Source organism: Salinimicrobium sp. TH3, from assembly GCF_026676115.1.
Classification (GTDB): Bacteria; Bacteroidota; Bacteroidia; order Flavobacteriales; family Flavobacteriaceae; genus Salinimicrobium.
On the sequence record NZ_JAPONB010000002.1, the window covers coordinates 489,203 to 515,529 of the forward strand.

The following is a 26,327-nucleotide window of genomic DNA, read 5'->3' on the forward strand; positions in this document are numbered from 1 at the left end:
ATTGCAAAGGACCCTTAATTTTTTATATATTTCGGAATAAAACTACCAACAATGATCAATAAAACTGTAAAGGATGTTTCTGAAGCCCTTAACGGCGTTCATGATGGAATGACCTTCATGCTTGGAGGTTTTGGCCTTAGCGGGATACCCGAAAATGCCATTTCTGAACTGGTTCGTCTCAACCTGAAAAATCTTACCTGTATATCCAATAACGCCGGAGTGGACGATTTTGGACTCGGGCTGTTACTCCAAAAGAAGCAGATCGATAAAATGGTGTCTTCCTATGTAGGTGAGAATGCCGAATTTGAGCGCCAAATGCTTAGCGGGGAACTGGAGGTAGAACTTACTCCCCAGGGCACTCTCGCAGCCAAATGCCAGGCAGCACAACAGGGCTTTCCTGCGATCTACACCCCGGCAGGTTACGGTACTGAAGTAGCTGTTGGAAAAGAAACTCGAGAATTCGACGGAAAGATGTACGTTCTCGAGGAAGCCTATAAAGCAGATTTTGCTTTTGTAAAAGCGTGGAAAGGAGACAAGGCCGGAAATCTCATTTTTAAGGGGACCGCAAGAAACTTTAATCCGGTGATGTGCGGTGCGGCGACAATTACAGTAGCCGAAGTGGAGGAACTGGTAGAACCGGGTGAACTGGATCCAAATCAAATCCACATTCCGGGAATTTTCGTTCAGAGAATTTTCCAGGGGAAGGATTATGAGAAACGAATCGAACAAAGAACTGTTAGAAAGAAGGAAAGCGTTTAAGCCTCTTCAGGAGTTTTGGAGAAAAATTTCATCTTCAAATTTTCAAATTCACCAATCATCAAATTAAAAAAATGTTAGATAAAAACGGAATCGCAAAACGCATTGCACAAGAGGTAAAGGACGGTTACTACGTCAACCTGGGAATAGGTATTCCAACTTTGGTTGCCAATTTCGTGCGGGATGATATAGAGGTAGAATTCCAGAGTGAAAACGGAATTCTTGGAATGGGGCCTTTCCCATTCGAGGGAGAAGAGGATCCCGATCTTATTAACGCAGGGAAACAAACCATCACGGCTTTACCCGGAGCCAGCTTTTTTGATTCGGCTATGAGCTTTGGAATGATTAGAGGTCAGCATGTAGATCTTACCATCCTGGGCGCTATGGAAGTGGCCGAAAATGGAGACATTGCCAACTGGAAAATTCCCGGGAAAATGGTGAAAGGTATGGGCGGTGCGATGGATCTTGTTGCCAGCGCCGAAAATATTATTGTGGCAATGATGCACACCAATCGTGAAGGAGAGTCCAAACTTCTTAAAAAATGTACTCTTCCGCTTACAGGAGTAGGTTGTGTGACCAAGATAGTAACCAATCTTGCTGTGCTCGAAGTAACAGATAAAGGTTTTAAGCTTCTGGAAAGAGCCCCGGGAGTAAGTGTAGAGCAAATTAAAGAAGCTACCGAAGGAACTTTAATTGTGGAAGGTGAAATCCCGGAAATGAATTTATAATAAAAGACCTGCAGGGTTTTTAAAACCTTGTAGGTCTTCTTTGTAAAAAAAATGTGCTTCAGACCTACAAGGTCAAAAGGAGACCTTGCAGGTCAATTTCAATTCGTAATATTTCAGGATTAATCCAATATAGAGGTCGAATGTTTTTCAAGATTCACAAGAAAATCTATGGCTTCATGCAGGGGTAACAACTTTCCGCGGGAATTTACCTGCGAAAAATACTTGTGCCAGCCTGCCTCTTCAATTCCGTGTTCGAATTTTTCTACTGCTTCCTCATTTGGTAATTTCCATAAAGCCATGTAGCGGTAATCGCTTCGGTATGGCGTGTGCTCATCATTCATGGCCCAACCAAGATTCTCTACTCCGCCGCGGCTCATATCATTTATAGCATCACTTACTTTGTTCATATATGCACGACGATCTTCTTTAGAAAGATCCATCCATTCCTTAGTTACATTCCATTGTTCCACATATAAATACATAATTGGCTGTTTTAATTATACAAAATTCAAGAACCTCAAAAATGTCATTTTTGAACTCTCTCTCTTAAATATACTAAAAGTTTGTAACGCAGCCGGATAAATAACAGTTCCTTAAGGAATCTCAATATGCATGATCTCACTCTCCTCAAGCAGCGGTTCCTGTCTTAATCTAAGGACCACCTGGGCAATGGCTACCACATCCCTTTCGCAGTAAGACACTATTCTATCCACGTCTTCTTCCTCATAATAAACTTTACACACCTGGCTGCCGTCAATGTCTTCCTTGGGAGAAGGAATCCCCAGAACATTGCACAACAGCTTGAGAGAGGTAAAATGTTTGTAATCCCCGAATTTCCACAACTCCAGAGTGTCAAGATGAGGTACTTCCCAAGGCCTTTTTCCAAAGAGATTTAATTTGTTAGGCAACTCGATGTTATGTATGAGCATTCTCCTGGCGATATAAGGAAAATCAAACTCCTTCCCGTTATGTGCGCACAGCAGGTGCTGAGGCTTTCCAAAGTGGCTTTCCAGAAGATCCTTAAAAGATGATAGTAGCTCCTTTTCTTCCCCGCAAAACGTGGTGGTTCTAAACGTCCTCTTCTCTCCCTGAAGAGCAAAATACCCTACAGAAATACATACGATCTTCCCAAATTCTGCCCATATTCCGGCGCGATCGTAGAATTCTTCGGGAGTGAATTCTTCTTTACGCTGATATTTTGATTTGGATTCCCATAGCTTCTGTTTTTCTTCAGAAAGCTGGGCAAATGTGGCATTTTCAGGAACTGTTTCAATATCGAGGAACAGTAGATTGCGGAGTGAGATTTTCTTGATCATTTGCTTGAAGAGTATTTAACACCTCCTCAAGATAAAAATAAAAATCGTTCGGGTGTTCTTTGTCTTCGGGAACTTCGCCGCCTTCATGCCCCAGGCGTACAATGATGAGATCCTTCTTCGGAAGTACAATCACATATTGTCCCAGAATTCCGCGGAGGTAAAACACTTCCTGTCCCATAAATTCCTCCAGCCAGATTCCCAATCCATAATGCGGATAATCCTCCAGCTGTGGCCTAATTGATGCTGCCACATAAGCCGAATCCAGAAGTTGTTCTCCTTCCCATTTGCCGAAGTCATTGTAAAGCTTTCCAAAGCGAGCGAAGTCCCGAGCATTGGATGATATGCAACAAAAAGCCTTTTCCATGCCGCTTTCCTCACTGTCCAGCTGCCAAAGAGCGTAATTTTCCATGCCCATAGGTTTCCAGTAGCTATTGCTCAAATATTCTGATACATTATTACCTGTGGCTTTTTCCAGGACCATTGCCAGCAACTGTGTGTTTCCACTCAAATATTTAAATTTTTCCCCCGGCTCTTCTACTAATTTTAAATCCAGGATCATTTCCCTAATATCGTCATCAAGATAGGCCTGGATGGTCATCGAGAAAGGATTATAATAGCTTTCATCCCAGTTTAGACCCGAGGACATGGAGACGAGGTGGTGCAGCGTAAGTCTTTCATCAAACTGCGGAAAAAAATCTGCCACAGGCTGATCCAGGCTTTTCACATGCCCTTCAAAAATGGCTTTTCCCAGTAGGGCTGCTACCAGGCTTTTTGCCATTGAAAAGGAATTGGTATGTGAATATGGACCATATTCTTTAGAATAACTTTCATGCAGGATGCTGTCATTTTTTATTATGAGGAAAGCTACTGTTCCTGCTTCCTCATTCTTTTTCTGTAATCCTTCTGAAAGTGAGAATGTGTTGTAGTTCTTATGCCGTGGCCAGGGCTGTGGATTTCCTGCTTCGATCTTTCGGTTGTCGAAGAACTTGTAGTCGTCTATATGAGCGCTAAGATGGCCTTGAAGATAGCTGGATTGGATTCCTTTAAAAATATAATCGAATTCAAACAAAAAAGCAGCTCCTACAAAAAGTACCGAAAACAAAAGGATGGAAAAAATGCCCTTTTTTAAACCTCTCATATGAACAGACTTTGTTGTTTTGCGGGTTGCTCATGTTCCAGCAGCCACCTTTTTCGCCATAAACCTCCTGCGTAACCGGTAAGGGAACCATCACTTCCAATTACTCTGTGACAGGGAATAAATATCCACAGTGGATTCTTTCCGTTGGCAGCAGCCACTGCACGTATTGCAAGGGGGTCTCCCAGCTCCTTTGCCAGGTCCATATAGGAAGTTGTTCGACCGTAAGGAATTGTGAGCAGTGCCTGCCAAACTTTTTTCTGAAAATCTGTACCCTGCGGATTCAGCTTTAGGCTGAATTCCTTCAGCTTTCCCGAAAAATACTGCTGTAATTGATCTATTGCCTCCTGAAGTTCGGGCGCCTGCAATTCAAGGTGTTCAGAAGCTTCTTCAGTTAAAGTAAGTTTAGAAATCCCTTTAGAATCACCTTCCAAAATGGCATTTCCAAGGGGGGTTTTAAGAAGGGCTTTGTTCATCTTTACTTTCTGTATCTTTAGGCTGGTCCTGTTTGAGGAGACCCAGCCTTTTCGCCCTTTTTTCCCAGTTTTGACGTGCCAGCACCTGCATGTCTTCAACGCTGTCGCTTTCATCCATGATCTCCAGCCCCATAAGGGTTTCGATGATGTCTTCCATGGTAACAAGACCTATTGTGTTACCATAGTGATCAACTACCATGGCCAGGTGCGTTCTTTCTCGAATAAAACGTTCAAAAAGTTGCGGAATCGGAGTTTCTTCAGCAGTCATTGGGATTTCCCTCTTAAGAATCTTGAGGGGTTCGGGGCCTTTTTGATCTAGCATTTCTTCAAGGATATCATCCTTTAGAACGAATCCTGTAATGTTATTATGCTTCTTGTGGTAAACCGGGATCCGGGAAAATTTAAGATTACGGTGCTCGCGATGAAATTGTTCTATGCTGGTGTCTTCGTCCTCGGTCACCGCCACAGAAAATGGAGTCATTACATCTTTGGCCTTGACCTTTTTGAAGAGCAGCATATTTCTTATCACTGTCGTTTCCTGTTCTTCAAAAACTCCCTCTTCTTCAGCAACATCAGTTATTGCCATGAATTCTTCCCGGCTCATGGAACTCACATGGGCCGATTTCCCGATTAGCTTTGTTGTAAGCATCATTAGCCATAACATCCCTGTATACTTCAGCGGAAAAACAAATGCTTTTAATGAAGTAGCCGTAAAGCCCCCGAGAGATTTCCAGTAAGTGGCTCCTATTGTCTTCGGAATTATTTCAGAAATAATTAAAATTGCCATGGTCATAATTGCCGAAACAATTCCAACGGCATTCCCACCGTCACCGTAAACTTTTTCGGCCTGTACTCCTACTAAAATGGCACCTACGGTATGGGCAATAGTGTTGATCGTAAGGATCGCGATCAAAGGCTTGTCCACATCCTGCTTAAATTTAGTAAGGGTGTGGGCGTAAGTTTTACCTTCTCTAAGCTTGATCTTTAGGTAGGAGGGGGTAAAACTAAGAAATGCAGCCTCCATGATGGAGCACATAAAAGAAAAGAAAATGGCCAGTACGGCGTATAAAATGAGTAATTCCATTCAAAATTTTTAAGTTAATAATAGAAACTAGAACATGATTGCTACCAGGTCATCTTTGGTGATCTTGCTAAAATATTCATCGAAATTAAACTGAGATAATTTGTTTCTAATTTCATCTTCTTGGTGTTTGGTATCCTTGAGCGCCTGCTCGATAGGGCCAATATCCCTAATGTGAAAAAAATCCCCTGTGATCCTCACCTCCTGGATGATACCGTGAATGACGTTCATATTCATTTCCAAAGTTCCGCCGGGAGTGCGGGCGCCCTGGGTAAAATTATACTCTGGTGAATAGCCAAAATTCCATTCCCAGGTACTGTACTTTTCATCCCTTATTTTCTGAATTGCAGCAAGATCCTCGTCTGTAAATTCATACGGGCGTGCATCCTCAAATTTATTAATAACATAATCCATGATCTTATTGGTGAATTCATCAAGGGTTATTTTTTCGGGGAGATGGTCGCTTATATTCGTCACCCGGTTAGGCACAGATTTTACACCGCGATCCTTGTACTTTAAAGGATTTATCTTGAGCGCGCCGCTAACATCTTTCATTTCTGAAGAAAATAAAAGCGTACCGTGATGAAGCACCTTGTTCTTAAATACGTGCTCTGCATTTCCCGAAAATTTCTTTCCCTCGATGGTAAGATCATTGCGGCCTTCAAATTTTGCATCCACCCCGAGTTCCTTCAGCACTTCAATAATAGGTTTGGTATAGCGTTGAAAGTCGATCATTTCATAGTTTTCTCCTGTGCGGGTAAAAGAAAAGTTGAGATTTCCCAGGTCGTGGTAAACAGCACCACCGCCAGATAATCGCCTTACAACCTTAATTCCTCTTTCCTTCACGTATTCGTAGTTGATCTCGGCCTGCGTATTTTGATGTTTGCCTACAATGATCGCGTTATCATTACGCCACAGCATGAAACAATCTTCTTTCATGTGCTTAAAGATATATTCATCTGTAGCAATATTGAAGTAAGGGTCTGTCGAATGATGTTTAATGCAAAGCATGTTATGGTTCTATTTCTCTCAAAAATAATAAAGCTAGAACGGAAACTTCACAAAAGAGAATTAATTCTGCATTTTTCGAATAGTAAACTTTAAAAAAAATTAAAAAATGCTCCTGTTTAAAAGGAGGTAGAATAATAAATAAGAAAATAACAGAGGCGCGATTTCCTGCGCCTCCAGATTTTTACTTTGAAAATTGTGCCACGATAAATAAAGATGTTATTCTTTGCGGGTCTTTTTCTCAACCTCTTCTTTCCAGTCTTTTCCAACTGCAGAGAGATATTCTGAGTAGTTCCAGGTGTCCAGGCTGGAGTGAAGATTAATATCTTTTTGGGCGACGTAGGTTTCATCTTCTGGCATTGCCGTGACATTGAGTCCGCAGCTGCGCAACATTGAGATGATTCCCTGATGATTCGGAGCCCACCAATTGGTAGGGTCGCCTGCCAGTTTATGTTCAATAAAAGCCATTTTTGGCCAGGCATCTTCTTTCATAATCTCCCGTTTGTGGAACTCCACATCTTCCGGAATGGGCATTTCCTCCTGGCCGGGTAAGGAAAGTGTTTGAAAGACCATCATTTTCTTCACTTTTTTAGACAATATGTCCATAGCCAGCATTGGATAACGAAGGTGGTAAAAAACTCCCATGAACCACACAAGGTCAAACTGTTCTTCGGTGTGGGCGAGATCGTAGACCTGCATCTGTTCAAATCTAATTTTGTCGTCAAGACCAAATTCTTTTGCCACCCATTTTGCTTGCTTCAGGTAATGTTCATCAAGGTCGATTGCCAGCACCTCGGCACCGCGTTTTGCAAGTTCCAGGGAGTAATAACCGGCGTTGCAGCCTATGTCCAGCACTTTCCATCCCTCAAGATTTTCGGGAATAGAGTTTTTGATCTTTTCCCATTTAAATTTTGGAAAATCCCCCAAAAAATGATCGGGTGCGGTTTGAGTACCGTCGGGAAGTTGAATATTGTGGAACCAGGGTGCCAGTTCTTTTACTTCTTGTTGAGTGGACATATATTAAACTTTTTCTGAAGGCTTAAGCACCTCCTTTACGTAATTAACTAGTTCTTTCGCTCTTGCTTGTGCTGTGTGGGATTTAAGGACTTTTTGCCGTGCCTTTTCCCCTATCTGCTTTCGCTCTTCTTCAGATATACTTCGGAAGTATTTCTCTACTTCCTTGCTGCTTCGGGCGATCAAAATTTCTTTTTCCTCTTTAAAAATGCTGTGGATCCCATCCCAGTAATCTGAAATTATCGGGACTCCGCAGGCAGCGGCTTCAAAAAGCCTTACACTTGGGGAATAACCGGCTTTGATCATATCATCCCGGGTAACGTTCAGAGTGAACTCCTGGGAATTATAAAAATCCCGATGCTTTGCCGGCGGAAGATGATCTATACGTTCTACGTTTTTTGACCACGGGAAGTCTTCTGGATATTGGGGTCCTGCAACTACAAACTTTTCTGAAGGGAATTGTGCGGCAGGTTTATTAAGCAATTCCTGTACTGTCGGCTGCCTGTCATCACTATAAGTACCAAGGTATCCCATTTTCCATTTTTCAGGACGGTCTTCAGGATAATATAGATCGGGGTCTACTGAGCAATAGAGGGCCCTTGCCATAGGTGAACCATAATGTTCTTCCAGGTGCCTAAGGATAGGACCTCCCGAAAATGATAAATACAGGTCGTATTTTGAAATGATGTCCCTGTCCAGGTACTCGTAATCTTTTCTTTCCAGTTTTGCCAGGGTAACCGGAGTATCAATATCGTAAAAAGCGGTCACGCCCGTAGCTGTTTCAATTGCCCAGTTTCCTACTTCCACTCCCTGCTGCACGTAAGAACCAACAATGACCACATCGGCCTTTTCGATTTCTTCTTTGTAACTGGTTTTTAGTTCTTCATTGGTCTTGTAGAGCCCAATCTGGCAAAAATCGGGATTTGGCATATCGCGATGAGGGGCGTACCAGGGCACATCTTTTTCCAGGAACAGGATATCATGACCCATCGCATTAAGTTCCTTAAGAAGTGCCCGGTACGTTGTGGCATGACCGTTACCCCAGGATGAAGTGACCGAAAGTCCTATGATTACAAATTTCATGGGCTACTGTTTTTGTTCTACAGGTTGTATCTTTTCAGAAATTACCGACTCCAGCAATTCTGCGCGATGATTATAGGTATGTTTGGCCAGTACTTTCTCATAGGCTGCCTTTCCAATTTCTCTGGCTTTTTCCGAAGAAAGCCCCGACAGTATCATCTCCACTTCTTCGCCACTATTGGCTACCAGGATCTCTTTTCCCGGAACAAAAAAGGTATCGATGCCTTTCCAGTAATCTGTAATTATACAGGCACCGGCTCCGGCAGCTTCAAAAACACGGGTTGCAGGCGAGAAGCCATACTTGGCCATGCTGTCGCGACTAATATTAAGTACTGCTTTTGGAGTACAATTAAAAGCATTGTGATCTTTGGTATATACGTGGCCAACGTAATCGATGTTTTTTGGCATCTTTTTATCGCCCCAGCCGCTACCTCCCAGCAGAAACTTATCATCTGAAAGTCGCTTTGCAGGCCTTATAAAAAATTCTTCTACACGTTTTTCCCGGTCGGGAAGACGGTTGCCTAAAAAGGCTAAAGTGCCTTCGAATTTTGGATTAGGATCTACAGGGAAATGTGTATCTGTATCCAGCGCATTATAAATTGGCACACATCTTTTTGCGCCGTTACGTTCATAGGCGTCAATAACCGGTTGGCCTCCACCATAGGTGAGCACAAGATCATATTTAGGGATTAGGGAATTAAAAGGATCCAAAGGATCAGATTCTATTCTATCAAGCGTCGCAGGAGCATCGACATCCCAAAATATGATGAGATTATCCTCTTTTTTGAGCTGTACTACAGCGTCTTCAAGGAAATCATCAAAGGCGCCAACCCCGCTAGCTTTTATGATGACATCTGCTTCCGAAGCTTCCTGCAATAGCCCCTGCAAAGTCACCTTATCTTTAGGATAAACTTTTACGGTACACCATTCGGGATCTTCAATGTCCCGATGCTTCTGTCGTCCATAAATATCCGGTTCATAAAAGGTTACTTCATGTCCCATTTTATGGAGGGCCTTTACAATTCCGCGGTAATAGGTGGCCGCGCCGTTCCAGTAAGCCGATACTATACTTGAGCCAAAAAAGGCAATTTTCAGATTTCTTTTCATGCTTGCTGTATTTTGTTTTGGATTGGAAAGATTTTGTCTTTGGACAGGCCTAGTTCTTTAAATATATCTTCCAGAGCATTCACCCTGTGGGCACAGGTGTGTTTTGCCAGAATCGTCTTGCGACCATTTTCTGAGAGACTTTGCGCAAGCTGGGCACTCTTAAGAACCTCTGCAAGTTTATAGCCCATATCATTTCCATCTTTGGCGATGAGGTAATCTTTTCCTGGAGTGAAAAGGTTCTCGGCATCATTCCAGGGAGAACAAATTAATGGGATGCCGCAGGACAAGGCTTCGAAAGGCCGGATAGTAGGGATTCCCGGCAACATTTCAACGTAAGGTCGCCGTGGCACATGCACGGTTACTTTATATTTCGCAAAAACTTCGGGCACCTTGTAGTTAGGTAACCAGCCTCCATATTCGATCCCTGCATCGGCAAGGGCTTTTTTTGCTTTTTCGGGATAGCGTACGCCGTAGACTTTTGCTTTAATTCCTAATTCCTTCACAGGACGTATAAGAAACTCCATGAGCTCTTCGGTTCTTTCGCCGTCGCCCCAGTTACCTATCCATACCAGGTCACCTTCTTTTTCTTCATCTCTGTTTGGACTGAAGAAGTCGGCATCGGCAGCTTCATGCCAGGTCCAGACCTTTTCTACCCATTTTTTATCCTGATAGATCTTTCTTATCACCTCACCAAAAACGAGCGCGCCATCAAAGTGAGAGAAATCAAATTTTTTCATCTCTTTTTCAGCTGAAACAGCACGGTGATGGGTATCGTGAAATAGCAATTTGAAGCCAAATTTATCTTTTTGTTCTCCTATTTCAGAAATAAGGTTGGGCTCATTCCATTCGTGAAGGATCACAAGGTCGGCATCTCCCAGTATATTTTTATAGTTTAGCTTTTTTTCTGGGTTGTAGAACTGCGGATTCAATGATGGATAATACTGCCGGAATTCATCCAGCCGCTCGGCACCGTGATCTTTTAGCAGGTTCTGTAAACTCCAGCCCCCTTCGGGTTCATAGACATCCACTTCGTGTCCCCGTTTTTGAAGTTCTTTTACAATTCCCCTTAAAAAATGCGCATTCCCGTGATTCCAGTCGGAATATAAAGAATGGTAAAACATCACTATTTTCATATACTGATCAATTTTTGTTCTTTTTCCAGGATTTCCCGATAAAGATCATGATATGCCGCACCCATTTTCTCTGCGGAATATTCCTTTGCCCGGATTCTGGCTTTTGCTGAAAGTTCTTCCAGAAATTCTGGACTTTCAAGAAGGTGGATGATAGTTTTCTCTGCTTCGGCTTCATCGTCGGGATCGAAAAACAGCGCCGCGCCGTCCCATAATTCCTTTAAGGTTTCGAGCTGGCTAAGAACCAAAGCACATCCATTGCCCGCAGCCTCAAGAATTGCGAGACCAAAAGGTTCGTAGCGGGTGGGGCTAACAAAAATGCTGGCCCGCTGCATCCATTCCTCAACTTCTTCGGGAGATAGTTTCCCAAGAAATTTGACATTTTTGATACTACATTCTTTTCCCGTATTGGGATTAACAGCTTCTCCGGCGACATATACAGGCCACGGCAGGCGTTCTGCAATATTTGAAAGCAGGGGTAGATTCTTGGCTTCATCCCACATTCTGCCCATAGAAAGAATGAATTTTTCTTTTGGTTCTTTTATTTCCAAAGGGAAAACACGGCCGTTGTGGATTAGCTTGGTTTCCGAAGAAAATTGGTGCATATCCTGCGCACTCTGTAAGATAGCTTTCGTAGGTGCCACTACAATGTTAGATTCTTCAAGGGATTCTTTCACGATCTGGGAATAACGATCCCAATCCTGTGGTGCATTTTTTCCTTTTACAGCCTGCCACCAGGTTCTCACACAGGAATGGAAAACAGTGATTACAGGTGCAGTCCACTCTTCCTCTACGTGAGCGTAGTTGTTAAGGTGCACCAAATCTGGTTGTACAGTTTGATAAATGCTATTGATCCATTTCCTTGACTGCTCTACATCCTCCCATGGGTCTTCCATCCATTCGAGCTTGTAATCACTTTTATAGAAGGTTACATTGGGAATTGTCTCGGCTTCTGTCTGCTGTGCCGGGGAAGGCCATCCTCCTTGGGCTATAAGGTGTACCTGGACATCATATTGCATTAGGGCCCTGCAGAGTTCCAGTGAATAAACCCATACTCCTCCTACCGTATCGGTAGTCATCAACACCTTCATCTTTTTATTTTCCATATATACGGTCTATTACTAAGGCTGTTTTTATAAATTCGGTTGCCGATTTTTCATCGAACCGGTTATTTTCCAATAAATTTTCTACCCAAACAATTCCGGCGCGGCCACTCCATTCATCGGGAGGATTTACCAGGGTTTCAGTTTGTGTACCATGATATTTTTCGGCTTTAAAATCGTAAAATGAACCATTGACATTCTTAAAGGATGCTCCTCCCTTAGTTCCGTAAAACGTGGCTTCAATAATGGCGTCTTTTCCTGCAGAAACATGCCAGGAACATTCAAGGTTGATTACCTGGTCTTTTTCTGAAGTGAGGTTCACACTTGCGAAATCTTCCACGTGCTCCTCAAATGAAGTTAGCTTGTTGCCTTTGTGAAAAAGATGGCTTCGTACGGCTTTAATTTCCGGAAAATCCAGGCTCCAAAGTGCCAGATCTACCAGATGGATTCCCAGATCCATTACACAACCACCTCCAGATTTTTTGATGTCGTAGAACCATTCCTTATCGGGCCCATAGGCATTGTGAAAAGTGAGATCTACAGCAAAGATTTCCCCGATTTCGCCTTTCTGGATGGTATCATAAACCGCTTTAAAAGCTTTTGTATAGCGATAGGAAAGATCTACGGCCAATAATTTGTCTGCATTCCGGGAGGCTTCCACCACCTGCTTAACTTCTTCGGCAGTTCTCCCTAGAGGTTTCTGGCAAAAGACGGCTTTTCCGCTTTTCAATGCGTCCATGCTTTGTTTGGCATGCATGGCGCTGGGAGTGGCAATTACAATTCCATCAAGATCTTCTTCAGCAAAAAGCGCTTCGGGAGAGGACTTTAAAATGGCATTTTTGGCACTCTTTTTAGCAGCGTCTAAATTTTCGGAATTTGGTTCGGTAATCGCAGCTGCTCTTGCTTTGGTGTTTTTTAGAATAGCCTCCATGCGGTTGCGGCCAATCCAGCCTACGCCGAGAAAGCCAAGGGATAATTCTTTATTGGTTGGTTGAGTTGGTATCATTCTTAGTTAACGATTAATGCTTTAACAAAGCCTTCAGGCCTGTCGGTTAGATGTTTATATGCCTTGTCCATTTTTTCCAGGGAAAAGCTGTGTGTAAAGAGGGGGAAAGGATCCATTTTTCCTTCTTCCACAGCTTTTACAGCATCTTTAATTCCTGAAATGTACTGCTGGGGATCCCTCTCATGGGCACTTATCATGTCAATTCCCCTCCAGTTGAGCATTTGCACGTTAAGACTGCGCATGCCGTCCTGGTGGAAGCCGGCAACAATTAGTTTTCCTCTTGTACCCGTGAGTTCAATAGAAAGGTTAAGCGGCCATTCTTTTCCTGTGCATTCTATGACGCGTTCGCAAAAATTCCCCCCTGTGAGTTCCTTTATTTTTTCAATGATCTTGTAATGGTCATCCATTTTAACAAGATGATCTGCTCCTGCCTTTTTTGCAGTGTCTAAAGAAAATTCTCTTCTGGAAACAGCGATAACTTCGGCACCGGCAGATTTCGCCAGCTGAACCAGGAGGGTTCCTAAAAAACCGCTGCCAACTATGGCTACTTTTTGCCCTTTTTGGATGTCACTGCGGTTAAAGATGTTCATCGCACAGCCCAATGGTTCCCCGGGAAACGGCTTTCCCTGGAGAAAATCGGGTAATTTCACCACACTATCTTCTTTTGCAATATCATGGGTTGCATAGGCTTTATAGGTAAGGGCAGTAACTCTGTCACCTTCTTTCAATTCTGTAATACCTTCTCCCACTGCGTCGATAATACCCCAGCCTTCATGACCCGGTTCTCCCGGAGTGACCGGATAATCAAACCAGTCGCGACCTTCCCATACTGGAATGTTAGATGCGCAAACTCCCGAGCCTTCCAGCTTGATTCGCACCTCTCCTTTAGAGGGTTTCGGTAATTCTATTTCTTCAAGACTTACTTTTTGCGGAGCTTGTAAAACTGCTGCTTTTGCCATAGTAGTTTTTGATATATCAGGTGCTTTTTCCTGTACTGCTTCGGAAGTTCTCATATTGCGACCTTTTTTTGAGGATTCAGGTTTTCGGGTAGTTGGATATTTCGGTTTTCACATAACCACTTCACCAGTTTTTCCACACCTTCCTGTACCGTATATTTAGGCTCCCAACCTGTAGCTTCTTTGAATTTGTTTGTATTTGAAACGTAATAGAATTGGTCCCCTGTGCGCCAGTCTTCAAAACTCACATCCATCTCTTTCCCGGCTTTTTCTCTAATCGTATTTAGGATCTCCAGGAGACTCACTGTATTTTCCGGGCCTCCACCAATGTTGAAAGCTTCTCCTGCCAGTTTATCAATATTCTTAGAGGCCAGCATAAATGCATCTATAAGATCTTCTACAAATAGAATATCCCTAACCTGCTTTCCGTTCCCGTAAATGGTTATGGGTTGATTCTCCAGGGCGCTGATGAGGAAATGTGCCACCCAACCCTGATCTTCGGTGCCAAACTGGTGTGGACCATAAATGCAGCTCATTCTAAAAACCGCCGTTTTAAGGCCATAGGTTCTTGAGTAGTCCAGAATGTATTGATCTGCAGCCCCTTTTGAACAACCGTAAGGGCTGTGGAAATCAAGCGGAATTTTTTCATTTATCCCATGCTTCTTCATACTGGCGTCTTCAGGATAAAATCGGGTTTCATTTTCAATCATTTTCACATCCTGTAGATTTCCATATACCTTGTTCGTGGAAGTGAAGATCAAAGATGGCTGATGTTTACTTTTTCTTATCGCTTCGAGTAAATGAAAAGTACCTTTAAGGTTCACATTAAAATCGTGAATAGGGTTTGTCACCGATGAGGTTACGGCAACCTGTGCACAGAGGTGAAAAACTTCGGAAGCATTATTTACACACTCCTGCAAAATCCTCTCTTCATTAATGTCGGAGATCTGGATGATCAATTTATCTTCATATTTCTTCTGAAGCCATTGTAAATTTTCTTCTACTCCATCTCTAAAAAGACTGTCGTAGATCATTACTCTTTTCCCTTCAGAAAGAAAGCGGGAAGCAAGATTAGTTCCAATGAAGCCGGCACCTCCGGTTATTAAAATGTATTTCTCCTTTTCAGAAATCTTATACTGCTTCTTAATATAATTTTGTTCTTTAATATCTTCTACTCCGTGGTTCAAAAGAAGCTTGTAGAGTAGCTTTTCGGTTCCATCGGTCTTTTTCAATCCAAAATGGTATTCCCGCTCATCAAGATGGAATCCGCCTACTGTGGAGTTTTTTGGATCCAGATCTTTCAGGGAATACCAATATATCCTGTCGGCATTGGCATTAAGGACATTTTTAAATTCCTGATACTGTTTAACCTCATCGTCTTGCCAGGTAGAGAAACCAACTTCCGAAATCCATATTTCCTGTTTATAACCAAATTTGTCAAGGATTTCCCTCACACTTTGAATATTGATCTCCCACCCCTTCCATTGCTGGTCGAAAACGTGTGGGAAACCATGAATTCCCACAGCATCTATATAATCAAGAACTTTTTGCTCGGCCATCATTTGCAGCCAATTGGGATCTATGGGACTCATCCCGCCAAGAAGCGTCTTTTTTCCCCTTTTTTGAGCCCAATGAGCAGCCATGCCTATCATCGTGGAAAACTTGTTCCAGGAATAGTCAAGGGTAAAATCGTACTCCACTTTGTTATTTGGCTCATTCCATAATTCCACCCATTCGAAATAGTCACCATACCGGGTGATCATTTCGTCTATAAAATCGGCATATGATTTTAGATCTTTAGGTGGAGCTGAGGTTTTAGGCATTTCTCCTATAGATGGAGGAGTATACAGGAAACAGGGTAAGATCTCGACATGCGGAGCAAGTTCTGCAAAAAGCCAGTCATACCATTCTGGGGTACCTTCAACGTACCAGTCGGCCCAGGAAATCCCTGTGCGCAAATGTTTTATACCTAGTTTTTTAAAATCTTCAATTGCAGCTTTTACCTGCTCGTGTTCCCCCGGTCTAAACCATTCAAGAATGCCGAGTTGAGGAGTATTGGGATTTATATTTTTCGTTCCTTTCATAGCTGTTCTTTTATACGGTTAGACCTCTGGAAGATAATTCGTCGCTTGCCTGACTCACATTGTCGGTAGCTATTTGAGTTTTCAGCCATTCGGCCAGTTCGAATAAACCGTCTTCAAATTTTACTTCAGGTTTAAAACCTAAATTATTTTCTGTTTTAGTGGTGTCGGCAAAACAATGTCTTATGTCCCCAACCCTGTATTTTCCGGTTACTTCGGCTTTAAGATCTTCTTTACCCATTACTTCTGCCAGTTTATCGGCAATTTCAAGAATGGTGTATTTGTTGCCGCTGCCCACGTTAAATACTTCACCATCGGCTTCGGGCTTTTCCATGGCCAGTCGAATGGCTCGGGCTACATCTTTTACATGGATGAAATCTCGTTTCTGTTTTCCATCTTCAAAAATCAACGGGGGATTATTATTCAGCAGGCGTGAGGCAAAGATTGCCAGAACCCCGGTATAGGGATTGGAAAGTGCCTGCCGGGTGCCATAAACATTGAAGAACCTCAAGGCCGTGGCCGGGAAATTATATGCTTTTCCTGTAATTAAACTCAACCTTTCCTGGTCATATTTGGAAAGGGCGTAAACTGAAGAAAGATTGGGAATTTTTGTTTCTGGAGTGGGAACCGGCTCCAGCTCTTTTCCATTGCTGTCATACATCTCCCATTTCCCCTTTTTAAGATCGGACAGTTTTCTTTCGCAGTCCATGCGTTTTTCGCCTTCCTCATTTAGGTACAGGCCTTCACCATAAATACTCATGCTGGAAGCGGTGACCAGTTTTTCTACCGGTTTATCCATGAGCGCTTCCATTAACACTGCAGTTCCTACGTTGTTGACATCTGTATAATCTTTTATTTGATACATACTTTGTCCTACGCCCACCATTGCCGCCAGGTGAATTACAGCATCTATGCCTTCGAGGGCCTTTTCTACGGCCGCTTTATCACGAACGTCTCCAATTTGCAGCTCCGCATCGGGATTAAGATATTCGGGACGGGAAGCATTCTTCCCGTGAACCTGTTCAGAAAGGTTATCCAGTGCCCGCACCTTGTATCCTTTGTTTAAAAGTTCATCTGCGAGATGCGACCCAATAAATCCTGCTCCTCCTGTTATAAGTATTTTCTTCTGCATCTAATTAGTTTTGGTTGGTTAAAAGTTTTGTAAAGTTGGTCTGGTTATGATCTTATTGATGCTGGTTCCTTTTTTCTTGTTGAGTGCATACCATACGTCTTCTGCAATCTCTTCGGGATTTATCGCCCCCATGGCCATTTGGTCCACCGAATTATTTCCAGAGATCTGGTGCTTGTAAAAAGCCGTGTCTACAATCCCGGGACTTACAATCGTAACATTTATGTGGGGAAGGGCCTCCAGTCTCAATGTTTCGGCAATTACCTCCAGGGCAGATTTTGAAGCCGCGTAGATTCCTCCGTATGGGTGAGGTTGATTGGCTGAGACCGATGAAATAAAAACAACATTTCCTTTTTGTTGAGAGATCATGTGGGGAGTAAAAGCCCTTATACATCTCAAAGGGCCCAGTAGATTTGTTTCCAGTACCATTTTCCATTTCTCAGGATCTCCTTCTGTAAGTTTTTCCTGAATTCCCCGGCCGGCATTGAGGATAAGATAATCGGGGTGACCAAAATTTTCTGTGGTCCAGGAGTAGAGGTCATCGATATCTTCTGCCTTACTCACATCACATTTTCGATACTTTATATTTTCATGCTGTTCCCCGGATTTATTAAGATCGGCTACAACAACTGTTACGCCTTCACTACTGAGTTTTTTGGCTATTGCCATTCCAATACCGCTACTACCACCGGTCACAAGGGCAATTTTTACAGAAGTATTTTTAGTCATTCGGTTTAGATCTTTTTAAATAACCTTCGAATTTTTTCCGCCAGGATAATTAATAAAGGATGAGCGAACGCCCCGGAAAAAATGGCTGGATTATCTCATCGCTCATTTTCAAAGGTACAAGAGAGGCCTGTGAAATTGTACTAAAGCAAACTTAAAACAATCTTAAACCCCGCTATTTTACTGGTAGTTTGGGGCTGGATCAGCAGCCGGTTATTCAAAAAAGAATCGTGTAAGTATTCTTGTTAAGTCAGTTGGGAAAGGGGTTGAAGAAGCTGCAAAAAAATAACAGGAGCGGTTATGCTCCTGTTATTTATATTTGTTTTTGGGAAAAGTTTAGGACCGGGAATATTTCTGAAGTGTCTTTTGCCACTTTATAGCCCTGTCCAATCTTTCGGCTTTTTGGGTAACCGGATCTTCTTCCTCTGCGTAAAAGACCAGCTTTTTTTCTGAATTATTTTTGGTCTTTACAAGAAGCATGATTTCTCTCATTTCATCCAGTGAAGATGTACTTTTTCCATCTTCGTTGTTTTTGTGTAAATCAATTTTAGAAATATCATCAAGATCTATAACCTGCAGCTTGGCTTCCTCACCAGATTTTAACAGGAGGAATTTCTTTGCTGTTTTGTCCAGTGCCAGTGATAACCCATGTACATTTTCAGTTTCGTCAAGGTTGTAACCTTTCTCACCTGCCAAAAATGACAGTTTCTTTGCACGTTTTTTTTCTTTCTTAGACTGGTTGTAAACCAGAAAACCAACGGGAGCTATAAACAAGAGTAGTAGTCCCAGACCCATAAGGGTGGATGCTGTATCCATTTTGTAAATTTTTAAATGTGAACTTTTTTGAAATATGTTTTTGGTGTACTGCAAAAGAATGCAGAACATGTTCACAAGAAAAAATGCTTCGGAAAAAGTTGAATTTCAAGATCTTTTCGAAGATCTCTTTTATAGCTGAAGTAAGATCCTTCCGAATAGCCAGTAATCTCCGTATTGAAGGAATTGGGAACTACTGAAGAATTGCCAAAATGGAAATTTTTTAGTAGCTCCGGGATGTCCTGATAAGGGTTTTCGCGATAAGCGACAGAAAGAGGATTGGCAGCTGCGAATTTTTCAGAAGAAAAAGGTTGCTCTTTCCGGATCTCTGGAACACCGGAAGCATAAGTAGAACCCCCGCCAATGCTTAAAAGGGCCAGCAAAATGGCGAGGTGATTCAACAATATTTTTATCTGCTGCTGCACAAGCTAAAATTAATCAAAAAGCACACCGTTTAGAGCAATTTAACAGCGTCTTTTGCAAAATAACTGGCGATCATTTGTGCACCGGCCCGCTTGATTGCAGTAAGCTGTTCCAGCATCACCGCATCATGATCCAGCCAGCCTTTTTCGGCTGCAGCTTTAAGCATGGAATATTCGCCGCTTACCTGGTAAACCGCCACCGGTAGGTTTACGGCATTTTTGATCTCCCGAACAATGTCCAGGTAACAAAGTCCCGGTTTTACCATCACGATATCGGCGCCTTCTGCGATGTCCTGCAGGGTTTCTTTGATCGCTTCTTCGCGGTTTGCAGGATCCATTTGATAGGTTTTTTTGTCACCAAATCCGGGTGCCGAATCCAGTGCATCTCTAAAAGGGCCGTAAAATGCCGAAGCATATTTCGCACTGTAACTCATAATTCCTGAATTTGGAAAATTCTCCTGTTCCAGGAGCTGCCTAATTGCCTGGATCCTACCATCCATCATATCACTGGGAGCAACAAAATCGGCCCCTGCCTGCACGTGGGAAAGAGCCATTTGGGCCAGTACTTCCCTTGTGGCATCATTGACTATGTAACCGTCTTCCACAATACCGTCGTGGCCGTAGGAAGAGTATGGATCAAGAGCGACATCGGTCATTACAAGCATTTCGGGCACAGCGCCTTTGATCGTCTTTACCGCCCGCTGCATAAGGCCTTCGGGATTAAGAGCTTCAGTTCCCTTGTTGTCTTTTAAGTTGTCGGGTACTTTTACAAATACCAGAACAGATCTTAACCCCAGGTCCCAAAGTTCTTTAACCTCTTTTTTCAAAAGATCCAGACTATACCTGTAGTAACCAGGCATGGAAGCGATCTCTTCCTTCACGTTTTGCCCTTCCACCACAAACAGTGGTACGATAAAATCGTTGGGAGAAACAAGGGTTTCCCTTACCAGGCTTCGTATAACTTCGTTTGTTCTAAGTCGTCGGTTTCTTATTAGCATGATTTAAAATTCAAGGTTCAAGATTCGGTTCAAGGTTAAAAGTTTAATATTAAAGGGAGTTTACTGTTAAAGATTGAACTTTAAAACTGAGCACTAGATCCATTCCCGCGGATTCTCCAACACCTTCACCAATTTCTCCTCTTCACTTCCCGGTTCGGGATGATGGTCATAAACCCACTGCACTTGTGGAGGCAGACTCATGAGGATACTTTCAATTCTACCATTGGTCTTCAATCCGAACAAAGTGCCCTTGTCGTGCACCAAATTAAATTCCACATAGCGACCCCGCCTTATCTCCTGCCAGTCACGTTGAGCAGAGGAAAAAGCAAGATCCTTTCTCCTTTCCACAATGGGAAGATAAGCATCAAGAAAACTGTCTCCTATATCGGTAACAAAATTGTACCAGGCCTCTTCCGGTTTTTCATTCGAGGGTTTTAAATAATCAAAAAATAAACCTCCTATTCCACGGGCCTCGTCTCGATGGGAATTCCAGAAATACTGGTCACATTTTATTTTGAAATCGGGATAAAAAGAGGGGTCATGTCGGTCACAGGCAGCTTTACAAACTTTATGAAAATGCTCTGCATCCTCCTTAAAAAGGTAATATGGAGTAAGATCCTGTCCGCCGCCAAACCAGCTGTCTACTGTGTTTCCACTCTTGTCGTACATTTCGAAATACCTCCAGTTGGCATGAACAGTAGGCACCAGTGGGTTTGAAGGATGTAAAACCAGGCTGAGGCCGCACGCAAAGAAATCAACATCTCCCACACCAAAATGCTGCTGCATTGCCGGTGCAAGAGGTCCATATACTTTGGAAATATTTACCCCACCTTTTTCAAACACGGCGCCGTCTTCTATTACCCGCGTACGACCGCCGCCGCCTTCCTCTCTTTGCCAAAGATCTTCCTTGAAAATAGCACTTCCATCAATGGCTTCAAGATTTGCAGTGATCCTGTCCTGAAGATTTTGAATGTATGCGTAGAACTTTTCTTTCATTTCGAAGTTTTAAGTTTTTCTAGAAAAACTAAATTATTTTTCTCTTTTTCAATTTCTTCTACACTCTCAATTTTTATTGCTTCTCCCGTTTTTTTCTGAAGAATGTATATGACCTCTTCCTTTTCTTTTTCGACCAAATCCATAAATAGTTCCCTTCCAATCCTGTTATTATGAAGGTCCATTTTTTTTGCGAGGCTCTCATTTGGCGACAGCCGCTCATGAAGATCGGTTATCTTTTTGCTCCAGCTCAATGTGTTTTCGGGGGAACCGGCCGCCGGCAAGCAGGATTTACAGATCAAATAGTTCCAAAGGGCATGACGAAAGGCGTTTGTCCTGTTGTCCTTATGATGTAAATCGCCATACAGGCGGTCGCTTATGGCTACAGCTTCCCTGGTAGCTTTATAAATAGGGAGGAGGTATAAAGGATGTCTTAAAAAGACAGCACAAAGAATAACGAGTTCCCTAAAGTTAAGGGTCGCGATTCTTTTACCTACTACCATTTTTAACGAGCCTTATATTCTTTTGCGGCTTCCACGAAAGCAATAGCATTTTCTACAGGAATGTCGGGTAGTATCCCATGGCCAAGGTTGACTATGTACCTGTCCTTTCCAAATTCATCGATCATTTGTTTCACCATTTTCTTAATTTCTGAAGGAGGTGAATATAACCTGCTTGGATCAAAATTCCCTTGAAGCGTAATTTTTCCTCCTGTTAATTTTCTTGCCATGTGGGGAGAACAGGTCCAATCAACCCCAAGGGCAGAAGCTCCCGAAACTGCCATTTTATCGAGGGCAAACCAACATCCTTTTCCAAAAGCAATTACAGGAATTTCAGGTTTTAGAGCATCAATGATCTGCTGAATGTATTTCCAGGAGAATTCCTGGTAATCCTCAGGAGAAAGCATCCCTCCCCATGAATCAAATACCTGAACCGCATCAACTCCTGCTTCAACTTTGGCTTTTAAATAAGCAATGGTAGTATCGGTGATCTTTTGTAGCAGGGTATGTGCCGCCTGTGGATTTGTAAAGCAAAATTTCTTCGCAATATCAAAGTTTTTGGAACCCTGCCCCTGTACTGCATAACACAAAATCGTCCATGGAGAACCGGCAAAACCTATCAAAGGCACCTCATCATTGAGTTCCTTTTTAGTCATTTTCACGGCTTCCATCACATATCCTAAAGTTTCGTGCACATTGGGTACTATAACTTTATCTACGTCGGCAGAAGACCTTACAGGATGTGGAAGCCAGGGGCCAAGGCCCGGTTTCATCTCCACTTCAATATTCATCGCTTGAGGAACCACTAAAATATCGCTGAAAAGTATAGCTGCATCTGTTCCTACCTGGTGAATAGGCATCACAGTGATTTCTGTAGCTAACTCCGGAGTGCGACAACGCGTAAAGAAGTCGTACTTCTCTTTGAGCTTCATAAAATCGGGCAGGTATCTTCCTGCCTGTCTCATCATCCATACCGGTGGGCGTTCCACCGTTTCCCCTTTTAAAGCTCTAAGAAAAAGATCGTTTTTTATCATGGTCATTGTTTTATTCTAATGTTAGTTCTTCAGAAAGAGAGATACTTCGATTCTCATGTGCTTTCTGAAAATTTTCTTTACCTCCAAAAAGTGCAGAAATTTCTTCATTTTTTACAATTTTCGGATCATCGCTTACAGTTTCCCGAAACGAAGAAAAGGTATAGGTTTTGAAGGCTTTCCCAAAATGGATTTCAGGGTTTAAATTTACGTAGATTATCAGTTGTTTCAGGTGCTTTTCATTATCTACTTTAATTCTTTTGAAATGCTTCTCAAATAAACTGCCTGTCCTATTCTCTGCCTTGTTAAAGGCCTTGGCATAAGAATTAAAGAAATTTGAAAAGCTTTGAGTTACTTGCTTCGTATCTGTCTCCACTCTAACCACCATGTGAAAATGATTCTGAAGTAGACAGTAGGCGAACGTTGAAACTTCTGGGCTTAAATATTTGTGGTACAGCTGAAGGAAGTAGCGCTTATTTTCATCATTAGAAAAAATGTTTGATCTATTTATACCCCTGTTGTAGATGTGGTAAAAATGATCTTTTTCTAATGTTTCTAATTTCATTTTTTTATATCTCCCAGACCTGCAAGGTCTTTTTTTCGACCTTGTAGGTCTTAGTTTATTAGTTTAAAAGAGACCTACAAGGTTTTGGAAACCTTGCAGGTCTACCACCTATTCGCTACGTAAATTTTTTCACCACCTGTACAATCACATTTTCAATTGACGGAGTCGTGGCAATAACTATTTCATTTGTAAATTTTCTGGCTTCGGCTGCAGTTGTCGTTCCAATGCAAAAAGCCAAGCTGTCTTTAAGGTCGTTCTGGGAACAATAGCTTCGCACTGCACTGGGACTAAAAAACAACACTCCATCAAAGGTACGATCTATTTTTTTGGACACTTCATGAGTGTCATATACTTCTACTTCAGAAAAGTTTACCCCGGCAGATTTTAGTCGCTCCGGTAAATCTGCATTTCTTTTTTTTCCGCAGAAGAACAAAAACTCTTCTTTCTTTTGATTGTTGATTATTTCTGAAGCCAAATTTCCCCCGTAATTTGCCATTTTTGACACCCTGAAGCCATTTTGTTTCAAAAAAACGGCAGTTTTCTCCCCAACACAAAAAATATTTTTTCCCTGCAGCTGGTTTCTAAGCGGATGTTTCAGAATTGCCCTAACAGAATTTTTGCTGGTGAAGATCAGGTTGTCCGGAATATTTTTTATTTCAAAGTTAATTGGGGCAATAGAAATAAAATCCATTTCTACCAGGCCAATTCCACGGTTTAAAAGAAGTTCCCGCTGGCCGGTAGTAAGTTTTTTAGTTGAAAGTACAGAGGCGATCCTGCTCCGGGTTGAGAGCTGTTTTGGAAAACCGTCGCCATCTTCTGTTTTTGACAAATCCCGGGAGCGTTTGTTCTTGAATATTAGCCTTTGGTGTTGTTAACCGCCTCTTTTATCTCTCGCATAAGTTCTCTTCCCCCGGCTTTTAGCACTTCCTCGGCACAGGCGCGTCCGAAACCTTTATGGTCTGATACAGGAATTTCCTTTTCTACACCAATTCTCTGCTGCCCGTCAAGACTAAAAAGTGCGGCCCTAAAGTGGATTTTATCTCCTTCAATGGTCGCCAGAGCACCAATTGGAGCTGTACAGCCTCCTTCCAGCACGCGTAGGAATTCCCTTTCAATATGAACACAGGTTTGACTTTTCTCATCATTTAAAGCTGAGAGAGTCTTTCTGCAAAATTCATCCTCTTCTTTGGCAACTACCAGCATGGCTCCTTGTGCCGGTGCCGGGATCATCCATTTTAGATCAATAAAAGAATCGGGTTTGAGGTTGATGCGTTCTAGGCCTGCCGCCGCAAAGATTGCCCCATTCCAGTCGCTGTCTTCCAGCTTCTGCAGGCGTGTATTTACATTTCCTCGAAGATCTACGATCTCATGGTTTGGGTACTTATGCAACCACTGGGCCTGGCGTCTAAGACTACCCGTGGCAACTATTCCTTCCTCATTGAGGAAATTGGTGCCTTTATGAATTAAAATGTCCTGGGTATTTGCCCTTTTTAAGACCGCAGCTTCCACAATTCCTTTAGGCAGAGCTGTGGGTACATCTTTCATGGAGTGCACTGCGATGTCAATTTCATCTGTGATCATGGCCACATCCAGCGTCTTGGTAAAGATCCCTGTGATCCCAAATTCATAAAGAGGTTTGTCAAGCACCAGGTCACCCTGTGATTTTACAGGTATTAATTTCGTCTTGTGACCCAGTTTTTCAAGTGCATTTTTTACTGCATTTGCCTGCCATAGTGCTAATTCACTGTCCCGGGTGCCTATGCGAATCACCCTGCTCATTTCTTAAACGTTTCTTCAAGTTGAAATACCTTCTGGATCAACTCCAGGCTTTCATCTGTAGAATTTGAATCGCCTTTGAGATGGTTGGCAAACTGGTTCATGATCTTCTGGATAATGCGATCTCCAAGAACTTCGGCCTGCCTGTCGTTAAAGTTTTCAATTTTTCGGCGTTGAAAATCCACTTCAGCATCTTTCATTGTCTTCAGTTTCTTTTTCAAAGCTTTTATAGTAGGTGCGAATTTTCGGGTTTCAAGCCAGGAATTGAAATCGGCTTCCATTTCGGCAATGATCTTATGTGCATCTGGAATTGCAGATTTTCTGCGTTCCAAAGTCTCATCGGTCATTTGGGAAAGGTGATCCAGGTGAATTACCGACACTCCCGGAAGTTCTGCCACTTCATCTGATACATTCTTTGGAATAGAAAGATCCAGGATCAACAGGTCTTTTTTATTATAGATCAGCTCTTTCGTTATTGTTGGATTTTGAGCTCCTGTCGCAACGATAAGGATATCAGCCTGTCTTATTTCTGCCTGAAGGTCGGCATAGTCCCGAACGGTGAGGTCGAATTTACCGGCAATTTTTTCTGCTTTATCTTTCGTCCTGTTGATTAGGGTAATTTGATGTTTTTTTGTGTGCTTTACCAGGTTCTCACAGGTATTGCGACCTATTTTTCCTGTTCCGAACAGCAGGATATTCTGGTCCGCAGGGTTTTCAAAATTCTTTAGAATGTATTGAACCGAAGCGAAACTCACAGAAGTAGCTCCCGAGGAAATCCCGGTTTCATTTTTAATGCGCTTACTTGCCTGGATCACGGCATTTACCAGTCTTTCTAAAAATGGATTTGAGACTCCTATATCCTTTGACTGAATAAATGCAGTCTTAATTTGGCTAATGATCTCGAAATCTCCCAGAATTTGGCTGTCAAGACCGGTACCAACTCTAAACATGTGAGAAATTGCCTCCTTGTTCTTATATACATAAGCCACCTTTTCAAACTCCTCAACGGTACCATGAGTGTGCTCACACAGCAATTTGATCAATTGGAAAGGGTGCTGGGCAAAACCGTAAATTTCGGTTCTGTTGCAGGTAGAGGTAACAATAATGCCGTCGATACCTTCGATCTTTGCCTGCTCAAGCAAATTTTTCTTTCTCGTATCGTCCAGGCTAAAATGTCCTCTTACTTCTGCATCGGCCTTTTTATAACTAAGGCCTATTGTATAAAAATGTTTTCCTCTAGAAATATTATAATCTTCCATGTACCTGAATAGGATTCTAACGAGCAAATGTAAGATAAGGTTAAAGTAAAAAACAACGCTAAAAGTACATTTTTTATCGCTGCACGTGATTTTAGTCTAAAAACTGATTAAAATCATATTTTTGAGCTATTTTTACCT

At 42.4% G+C, this 26,327-nt stretch carries 28 protein-coding genes; 2 read left to right on the forward strand and 26 right to left on the reverse strand.

The genetic code is table 11. The annotated features are described in order from the left end of the window. The first annotated feature begins 51 nt into the window (after positions 1 to 51). The gene (locus OU683_RS05485) at positions 52 to 759 is read left to right on the forward strand and encodes a CoA transferase subunit A (RefSeq protein WP_268136035.1); all 708 of its coding nucleotides are present in this window, start codon (positions 52 to 54) and stop codon (positions 757 to 759) included. A 71-nt stretch (positions 760 to 830) separates the two neighbouring features. After that, positions 831 to 1,484 (forward strand): CoA transferase subunit B, encoded by a 654-nt coding sequence (locus OU683_RS05490; RefSeq protein ID WP_268136037.1) that lies wholly within the window; start codon positions 831 to 833, stop codon positions 1,482 to 1,484. 119 nt (positions 1,485 to 1,603) lie between these two features. On the opposite strand, the gene OU683_RS05495 is transcribed toward OU683_RS05490, so the two are convergent. The 26 genes from OU683_RS05495 to hemA all read right to left on the reverse strand — a co-directional run bounded on the left by OU683_RS05495 (position 1,604) and on the right by hemA (position 26,189). Beyond that, positions 1,604 to 1,966, reverse strand: coding sequence for a DUF6616 family protein (locus tag OU683_RS05495; protein WP_268136039.1), 363 nt, complete (start codon positions 1,964 to 1,966; stop codon positions 1,604 to 1,606). Between the two features lie 111 nt (positions 1,967 to 2,077). After that, entirely contained in the window at positions 2,078 to 2,800 is a 723-nt protein-coding gene (locus tag OU683_RS05500; RefSeq protein ID WP_268136041.1) for a 3'-5' exonuclease, read from the reverse strand. Then, the gene (locus tag OU683_RS05505) at positions 2,754 to 3,938 is read right to left on the reverse strand and encodes a serine hydrolase domain-containing protein (RefSeq protein WP_268136043.1); all 1,185 of its coding nucleotides are present in this window, start codon (positions 3,936 to 3,938) and stop codon (positions 2,754 to 2,756) included. Before OU683_RS05505 ends, OU683_RS05500 begins: the two co-directional genes overlap by 47 nt. Continuing rightward, the gene (locus OU683_RS05510) at positions 3,935 to 4,411 is read right to left on the reverse strand and encodes a methylated-DNA--[protein]-cysteine S-methyltransferase (protein WP_268136045.1); all 477 of its coding nucleotides are present in this window, start codon (positions 4,409 to 4,411) and stop codon (positions 3,935 to 3,937) included. The genes OU683_RS05505 and OU683_RS05510 overlap by 4 nt, the downstream gene beginning before the upstream one ends. After that, positions 4,392 to 5,495 (reverse strand): CNNM domain-containing protein, encoded by a 1,104-nt coding sequence (locus tag OU683_RS05515; protein WP_268136047.1) that lies wholly within the window; start codon positions 5,493 to 5,495, stop codon positions 4,392 to 4,394. Before OU683_RS05515 ends, OU683_RS05510 begins: the two co-directional genes overlap by 20 nt. A 27-nt stretch (positions 5,496 to 5,522) precedes the next feature. After that, positions 5,523 to 6,503: a lipoate--protein ligase gene (gene lplA, locus OU683_RS05520; RefSeq protein WP_268136049.1), complete on the reverse strand. Its 981-nt coding sequence runs from the start codon at positions 6,501 to 6,503 to the stop codon at positions 5,523 to 5,525. A 216-nt stretch (positions 6,504 to 6,719) separates the two neighbouring features. Continuing rightward, positions 6,720 to 7,517, reverse strand: coding sequence for a TIGR04290 family methyltransferase (locus OU683_RS05525; protein ID WP_268136051.1), 798 nt, complete (start codon positions 7,515 to 7,517; stop codon positions 6,720 to 6,722). A gap of 3 nt (positions 7,518 to 7,520) precedes the next feature. After that, positions 7,521 to 8,597, reverse strand: a complete 1,077-nt coding sequence (locus tag OU683_RS05530; RefSeq protein ID WP_268136053.1) for a CgeB family protein — start codon at positions 8,595 to 8,597, stop codon at positions 7,521 to 7,523. A gap of 3 nt (positions 8,598 to 8,600) precedes the next feature. Continuing rightward, positions 8,601 to 9,701, reverse strand: coding sequence for a CgeB family protein (locus tag OU683_RS05535; protein WP_268136055.1), 1,101 nt, complete (start codon positions 9,699 to 9,701; stop codon positions 8,601 to 8,603). Next, entirely contained in the window at positions 9,698 to 10,834 is a 1,137-nt protein-coding gene (locus tag OU683_RS05540; protein ID WP_268136057.1) for a CgeB family protein, read from the reverse strand. Before OU683_RS05540 ends, OU683_RS05535 begins: the two co-directional genes overlap by 4 nt. Further along, on the reverse strand, positions 10,831 to 11,937 hold the full coding sequence (locus OU683_RS05545; protein ID WP_268136059.1) for a glycosyltransferase family 4 protein: 1,107 nt from the start codon (positions 11,935 to 11,937) through the stop codon (positions 10,831 to 10,833). The genes OU683_RS05540 and OU683_RS05545 overlap by 4 nt, the downstream gene beginning before the upstream one ends. Next, on the reverse strand, positions 11,927 to 12,940 hold the full coding sequence (locus OU683_RS05550; protein WP_268136061.1) for a Gfo/Idh/MocA family protein: 1,014 nt from the start codon (positions 12,938 to 12,940) through the stop codon (positions 11,927 to 11,929). Before OU683_RS05550 ends, OU683_RS05545 begins: the two co-directional genes overlap by 11 nt. 2 nt (positions 12,941 to 12,942) lie before the next feature. After that, positions 12,943 to 13,953 (reverse strand): MDR/zinc-dependent alcohol dehydrogenase-like family protein, encoded by a 1,011-nt coding sequence (locus OU683_RS05555; RefSeq protein WP_268136063.1) that lies wholly within the window; start codon positions 13,951 to 13,953, stop codon positions 12,943 to 12,945. Next, a complete protein-coding gene (locus OU683_RS05560) occupies positions 13,950 to 15,980 on the reverse strand; it encodes a GDP-mannose 4,6-dehydratase (protein ID WP_268136065.1) in 2,031 nt (676 codons plus the stop codon). Before OU683_RS05560 ends, OU683_RS05555 begins: the two co-directional genes overlap by 4 nt. A 10-nt stretch (positions 15,981 to 15,990) precedes the next feature. Continuing rightward, positions 15,991 to 17,109, reverse strand: coding sequence for an SDR family NAD(P)-dependent oxidoreductase (locus OU683_RS05565; RefSeq protein WP_268136067.1), 1,119 nt, complete (start codon positions 17,107 to 17,109; stop codon positions 15,991 to 15,993). Between the two features lie 18 nt (positions 17,110 to 17,127). Further along, positions 17,128 to 17,835, reverse strand: a complete 708-nt coding sequence (locus OU683_RS05570; protein ID WP_268136069.1) for an SDR family oxidoreductase — start codon at positions 17,833 to 17,835, stop codon at positions 17,128 to 17,130. Positions 17,836 to 18,168: 333 nt separating this feature from the next. Then, positions 18,169 to 18,648, reverse strand: coding sequence for a hypothetical protein (locus OU683_RS05575; RefSeq protein WP_268136071.1), 480 nt, complete (start codon positions 18,646 to 18,648; stop codon positions 18,169 to 18,171). Between the two features lie 71 nt (positions 18,649 to 18,719). Further along, positions 18,720 to 19,070 carry a hypothetical protein gene (locus OU683_RS05580; protein WP_268136073.1) on the reverse strand — a complete coding sequence of 117 codons (351 nt, stop codon included), beginning with the start codon at positions 19,068 to 19,070 and terminating at the stop codon, positions 18,720 to 18,722. 29 nt (positions 19,071 to 19,099) lie between these two features. Beyond that, on the reverse strand, positions 19,100 to 20,065 hold the full coding sequence (gene hemB / locus OU683_RS05585; RefSeq protein WP_268136075.1) for a porphobilinogen synthase: 966 nt from the start codon (positions 20,063 to 20,065) through the stop codon (positions 19,100 to 19,102). 93 nt (positions 20,066 to 20,158) lie between these two features. Beyond that, entirely contained in the window at positions 20,159 to 21,061 is a 903-nt protein-coding gene (gene hemF / locus OU683_RS05590) for an oxygen-dependent coproporphyrinogen oxidase (RefSeq protein ID WP_268136077.1), read from the reverse strand. Beyond that, positions 21,058 to 21,561, reverse strand: coding sequence for a DUF6973 domain-containing protein (locus OU683_RS05595; RefSeq protein WP_268136079.1), 504 nt, complete (start codon positions 21,559 to 21,561; stop codon positions 21,058 to 21,060). The genes hemF and OU683_RS05595 overlap by 4 nt, the downstream gene beginning before the upstream one ends. Before the next feature lie 2 nt (positions 21,562 to 21,563). Then, positions 21,564 to 22,592, reverse strand: coding sequence for a uroporphyrinogen decarboxylase (gene hemE / locus OU683_RS05600; protein WP_268136081.1), 1,029 nt, complete (start codon positions 22,590 to 22,592; stop codon positions 21,564 to 21,566). A gap of 10 nt (positions 22,593 to 22,602) precedes the next feature. Further along, positions 22,603 to 23,154: a transposase gene (locus OU683_RS05605; RefSeq protein ID WP_268136083.1), complete on the reverse strand. Its 552-nt coding sequence runs from the start codon at positions 23,152 to 23,154 to the stop codon at positions 22,603 to 22,605. Between the two features lie 115 nt (positions 23,155 to 23,269). Further along, positions 23,270 to 23,983, reverse strand: coding sequence for a uroporphyrinogen-III synthase (locus tag OU683_RS05610; protein ID WP_268136085.1), 714 nt, complete (start codon positions 23,981 to 23,983; stop codon positions 23,270 to 23,272). Between the two features lie 26 nt (positions 23,984 to 24,009). Then, positions 24,010 to 24,933 carry a hydroxymethylbilane synthase gene (gene hemC / locus OU683_RS05615; protein WP_268136087.1) on the reverse strand — a complete coding sequence of 308 codons (924 nt, stop codon included), beginning with the start codon at positions 24,931 to 24,933 and terminating at the stop codon, positions 24,010 to 24,012. After that, complete coding sequence (gene hemA, locus OU683_RS05620; protein ID WP_268136089.1) at positions 24,930 to 26,189, reverse strand: glutamyl-tRNA reductase; 1,260 nt, start codon at positions 26,187 to 26,189, stop codon at positions 24,930 to 24,932. Before hemA ends, hemC begins: the two co-directional genes overlap by 4 nt. Between the last annotated feature and the right edge of the window lie 138 nt (positions 26,190 to 26,327).

What these genes read in the sequence shown, in the direction of transcription:
- OU683_RS05485 (WP_268136035.1), top strand. Translation starts at nt 52, where the DNA reads ATGATCAATAAAACTGTAAAGGATGTTTCTGAAGCCCTTAACGGCGTT.
- OU683_RS05490 (WP_268136037.1), top strand. Translation starts at nt 831, where the DNA reads ATGTTAGATAAAAACGGAATCGCAAAACGCATTGCACAAGAGGTAAAG.
- OU683_RS05495 (WP_268136039.1), bottom strand. Translation starts at nt 1,966, where the DNA reads ATGTATTTATATGTGGAACAATGGAATGTAACTAAGGAATGGATGGAT.
- OU683_RS05500 (WP_268136041.1), bottom strand. Translation starts at nt 2,800, where the DNA reads ATGATCAAGAAAATCTCACTCCGCAATCTACTGTTCCTCGATATTGAA.
- OU683_RS05505 (WP_268136043.1), bottom strand. Translation starts at nt 3,938, where the DNA reads ATGAGAGGTTTAAAAAAGGGCATTTTTTCCATCCTTTTGTTTTCGGTA.
- OU683_RS05510 (WP_268136045.1), bottom strand. Translation starts at nt 4,411, where the DNA reads ATGAACAAAGCCCTTCTTAAAACCCCCCTTGGAAATGCCATTTTGGAA.
- OU683_RS05515 (WP_268136047.1), bottom strand. Translation starts at nt 5,495, where the DNA reads ATGGAATTACTCATTTTATACGCCGTACTGGCCATTTTCTTTTCTTTT.
- lplA (WP_268136049.1), bottom strand. Translation starts at nt 6,503, where the DNA reads ATGCTTTGCATTAAACATCATTCGACAGACCCTTACTTCAATATTGCT.
- OU683_RS05525 (WP_268136051.1), bottom strand. Translation starts at nt 7,517, where the DNA reads ATGTCCACTCAACAAGAAGTAAAAGAACTGGCACCCTGGTTCCACAAT.
- OU683_RS05530 (WP_268136053.1), bottom strand. Translation starts at nt 8,597, where the DNA reads ATGAAATTTGTAATCATAGGACTTTCGGTCACTTCATCCTGGGGTAAC.
- OU683_RS05535 (WP_268136055.1), bottom strand. Translation starts at nt 9,701, where the DNA reads ATGAAAAGAAATCTGAAAATTGCCTTTTTTGGCTCAAGTATAGTATCG.
- OU683_RS05540 (WP_268136057.1), bottom strand. Translation starts at nt 10,834, where the DNA reads ATGAAAATAGTGATGTTTTACCATTCTTTATATTCCGACTGGAATCAC.
- OU683_RS05545 (WP_268136059.1), bottom strand. Translation starts at nt 11,937, where the DNA reads ATGGAAAATAAAAAGATGAAGGTGTTGATGACTACCGATACGGTAGGA.
- OU683_RS05550 (WP_268136061.1), bottom strand. Translation starts at nt 12,940, where the DNA reads ATGATACCAACTCAACCAACCAATAAAGAATTATCCCTTGGCTTTCTC.
- OU683_RS05555 (WP_268136063.1), bottom strand. Translation starts at nt 13,953, where the DNA reads ATGAGAACTTCCGAAGCAGTACAGGAAAAAGCACCTGATATATCAAAA.
- OU683_RS05560 (WP_268136065.1), bottom strand. Translation starts at nt 15,980, where the DNA reads ATGAAAGGAACGAAAAATATAAATCCCAATACTCCTCAACTCGGCATT.
- OU683_RS05565 (WP_268136067.1), bottom strand. Translation starts at nt 17,109, where the DNA reads ATGCAGAAGAAAATACTTATAACAGGAGGAGCAGGATTTATTGGGTCG.
- OU683_RS05570 (WP_268136069.1), bottom strand. Translation starts at nt 17,835, where the DNA reads ATGACTAAAAATACTTCTGTAAAAATTGCCCTTGTGACCGGTGGTAGT.
- OU683_RS05575 (WP_268136071.1), bottom strand. Translation starts at nt 18,648, where the DNA reads ATGGATACAGCATCCACCCTTATGGGTCTGGGACTACTACTCTTGTTT.
- hemB (WP_268136075.1), bottom strand. Translation starts at nt 20,065, where the DNA reads ATGCTAATAAGAAACCGACGACTTAGAACAAACGAAGTTATACGAAGC.
- hemF (WP_268136077.1), bottom strand. Translation starts at nt 21,061, where the DNA reads ATGAAAGAAAAGTTCTACGCATACATTCAAAATCTTCAGGACAGGATC.
- OU683_RS05595 (WP_268136079.1), bottom strand. Translation starts at nt 21,561, where the DNA reads ATGGTAGTAGGTAAAAGAATCGCGACCCTTAACTTTAGGGAACTCGTT.
- hemE (WP_268136081.1), bottom strand. Translation starts at nt 22,592, where the DNA reads ATGATAAAAAACGATCTTTTTCTTAGAGCTTTAAAAGGGGAAACGGTG.
- OU683_RS05605 (WP_268136083.1), bottom strand. Translation starts at nt 23,154, where the DNA reads ATGAAATTAGAAACATTAGAAAAAGATCATTTTTACCACATCTACAAC.
- hemC (WP_268136087.1), bottom strand. Translation starts at nt 24,933, where the DNA reads ATGAGCAGGGTGATTCGCATAGGCACCCGGGACAGTGAATTAGCACTA.
- hemA (WP_268136089.1), bottom strand. Translation starts at nt 26,189, where the DNA reads ATGGAAGATTATAATATTTCTAGAGGAAAACATTTTTATACAATAGGC.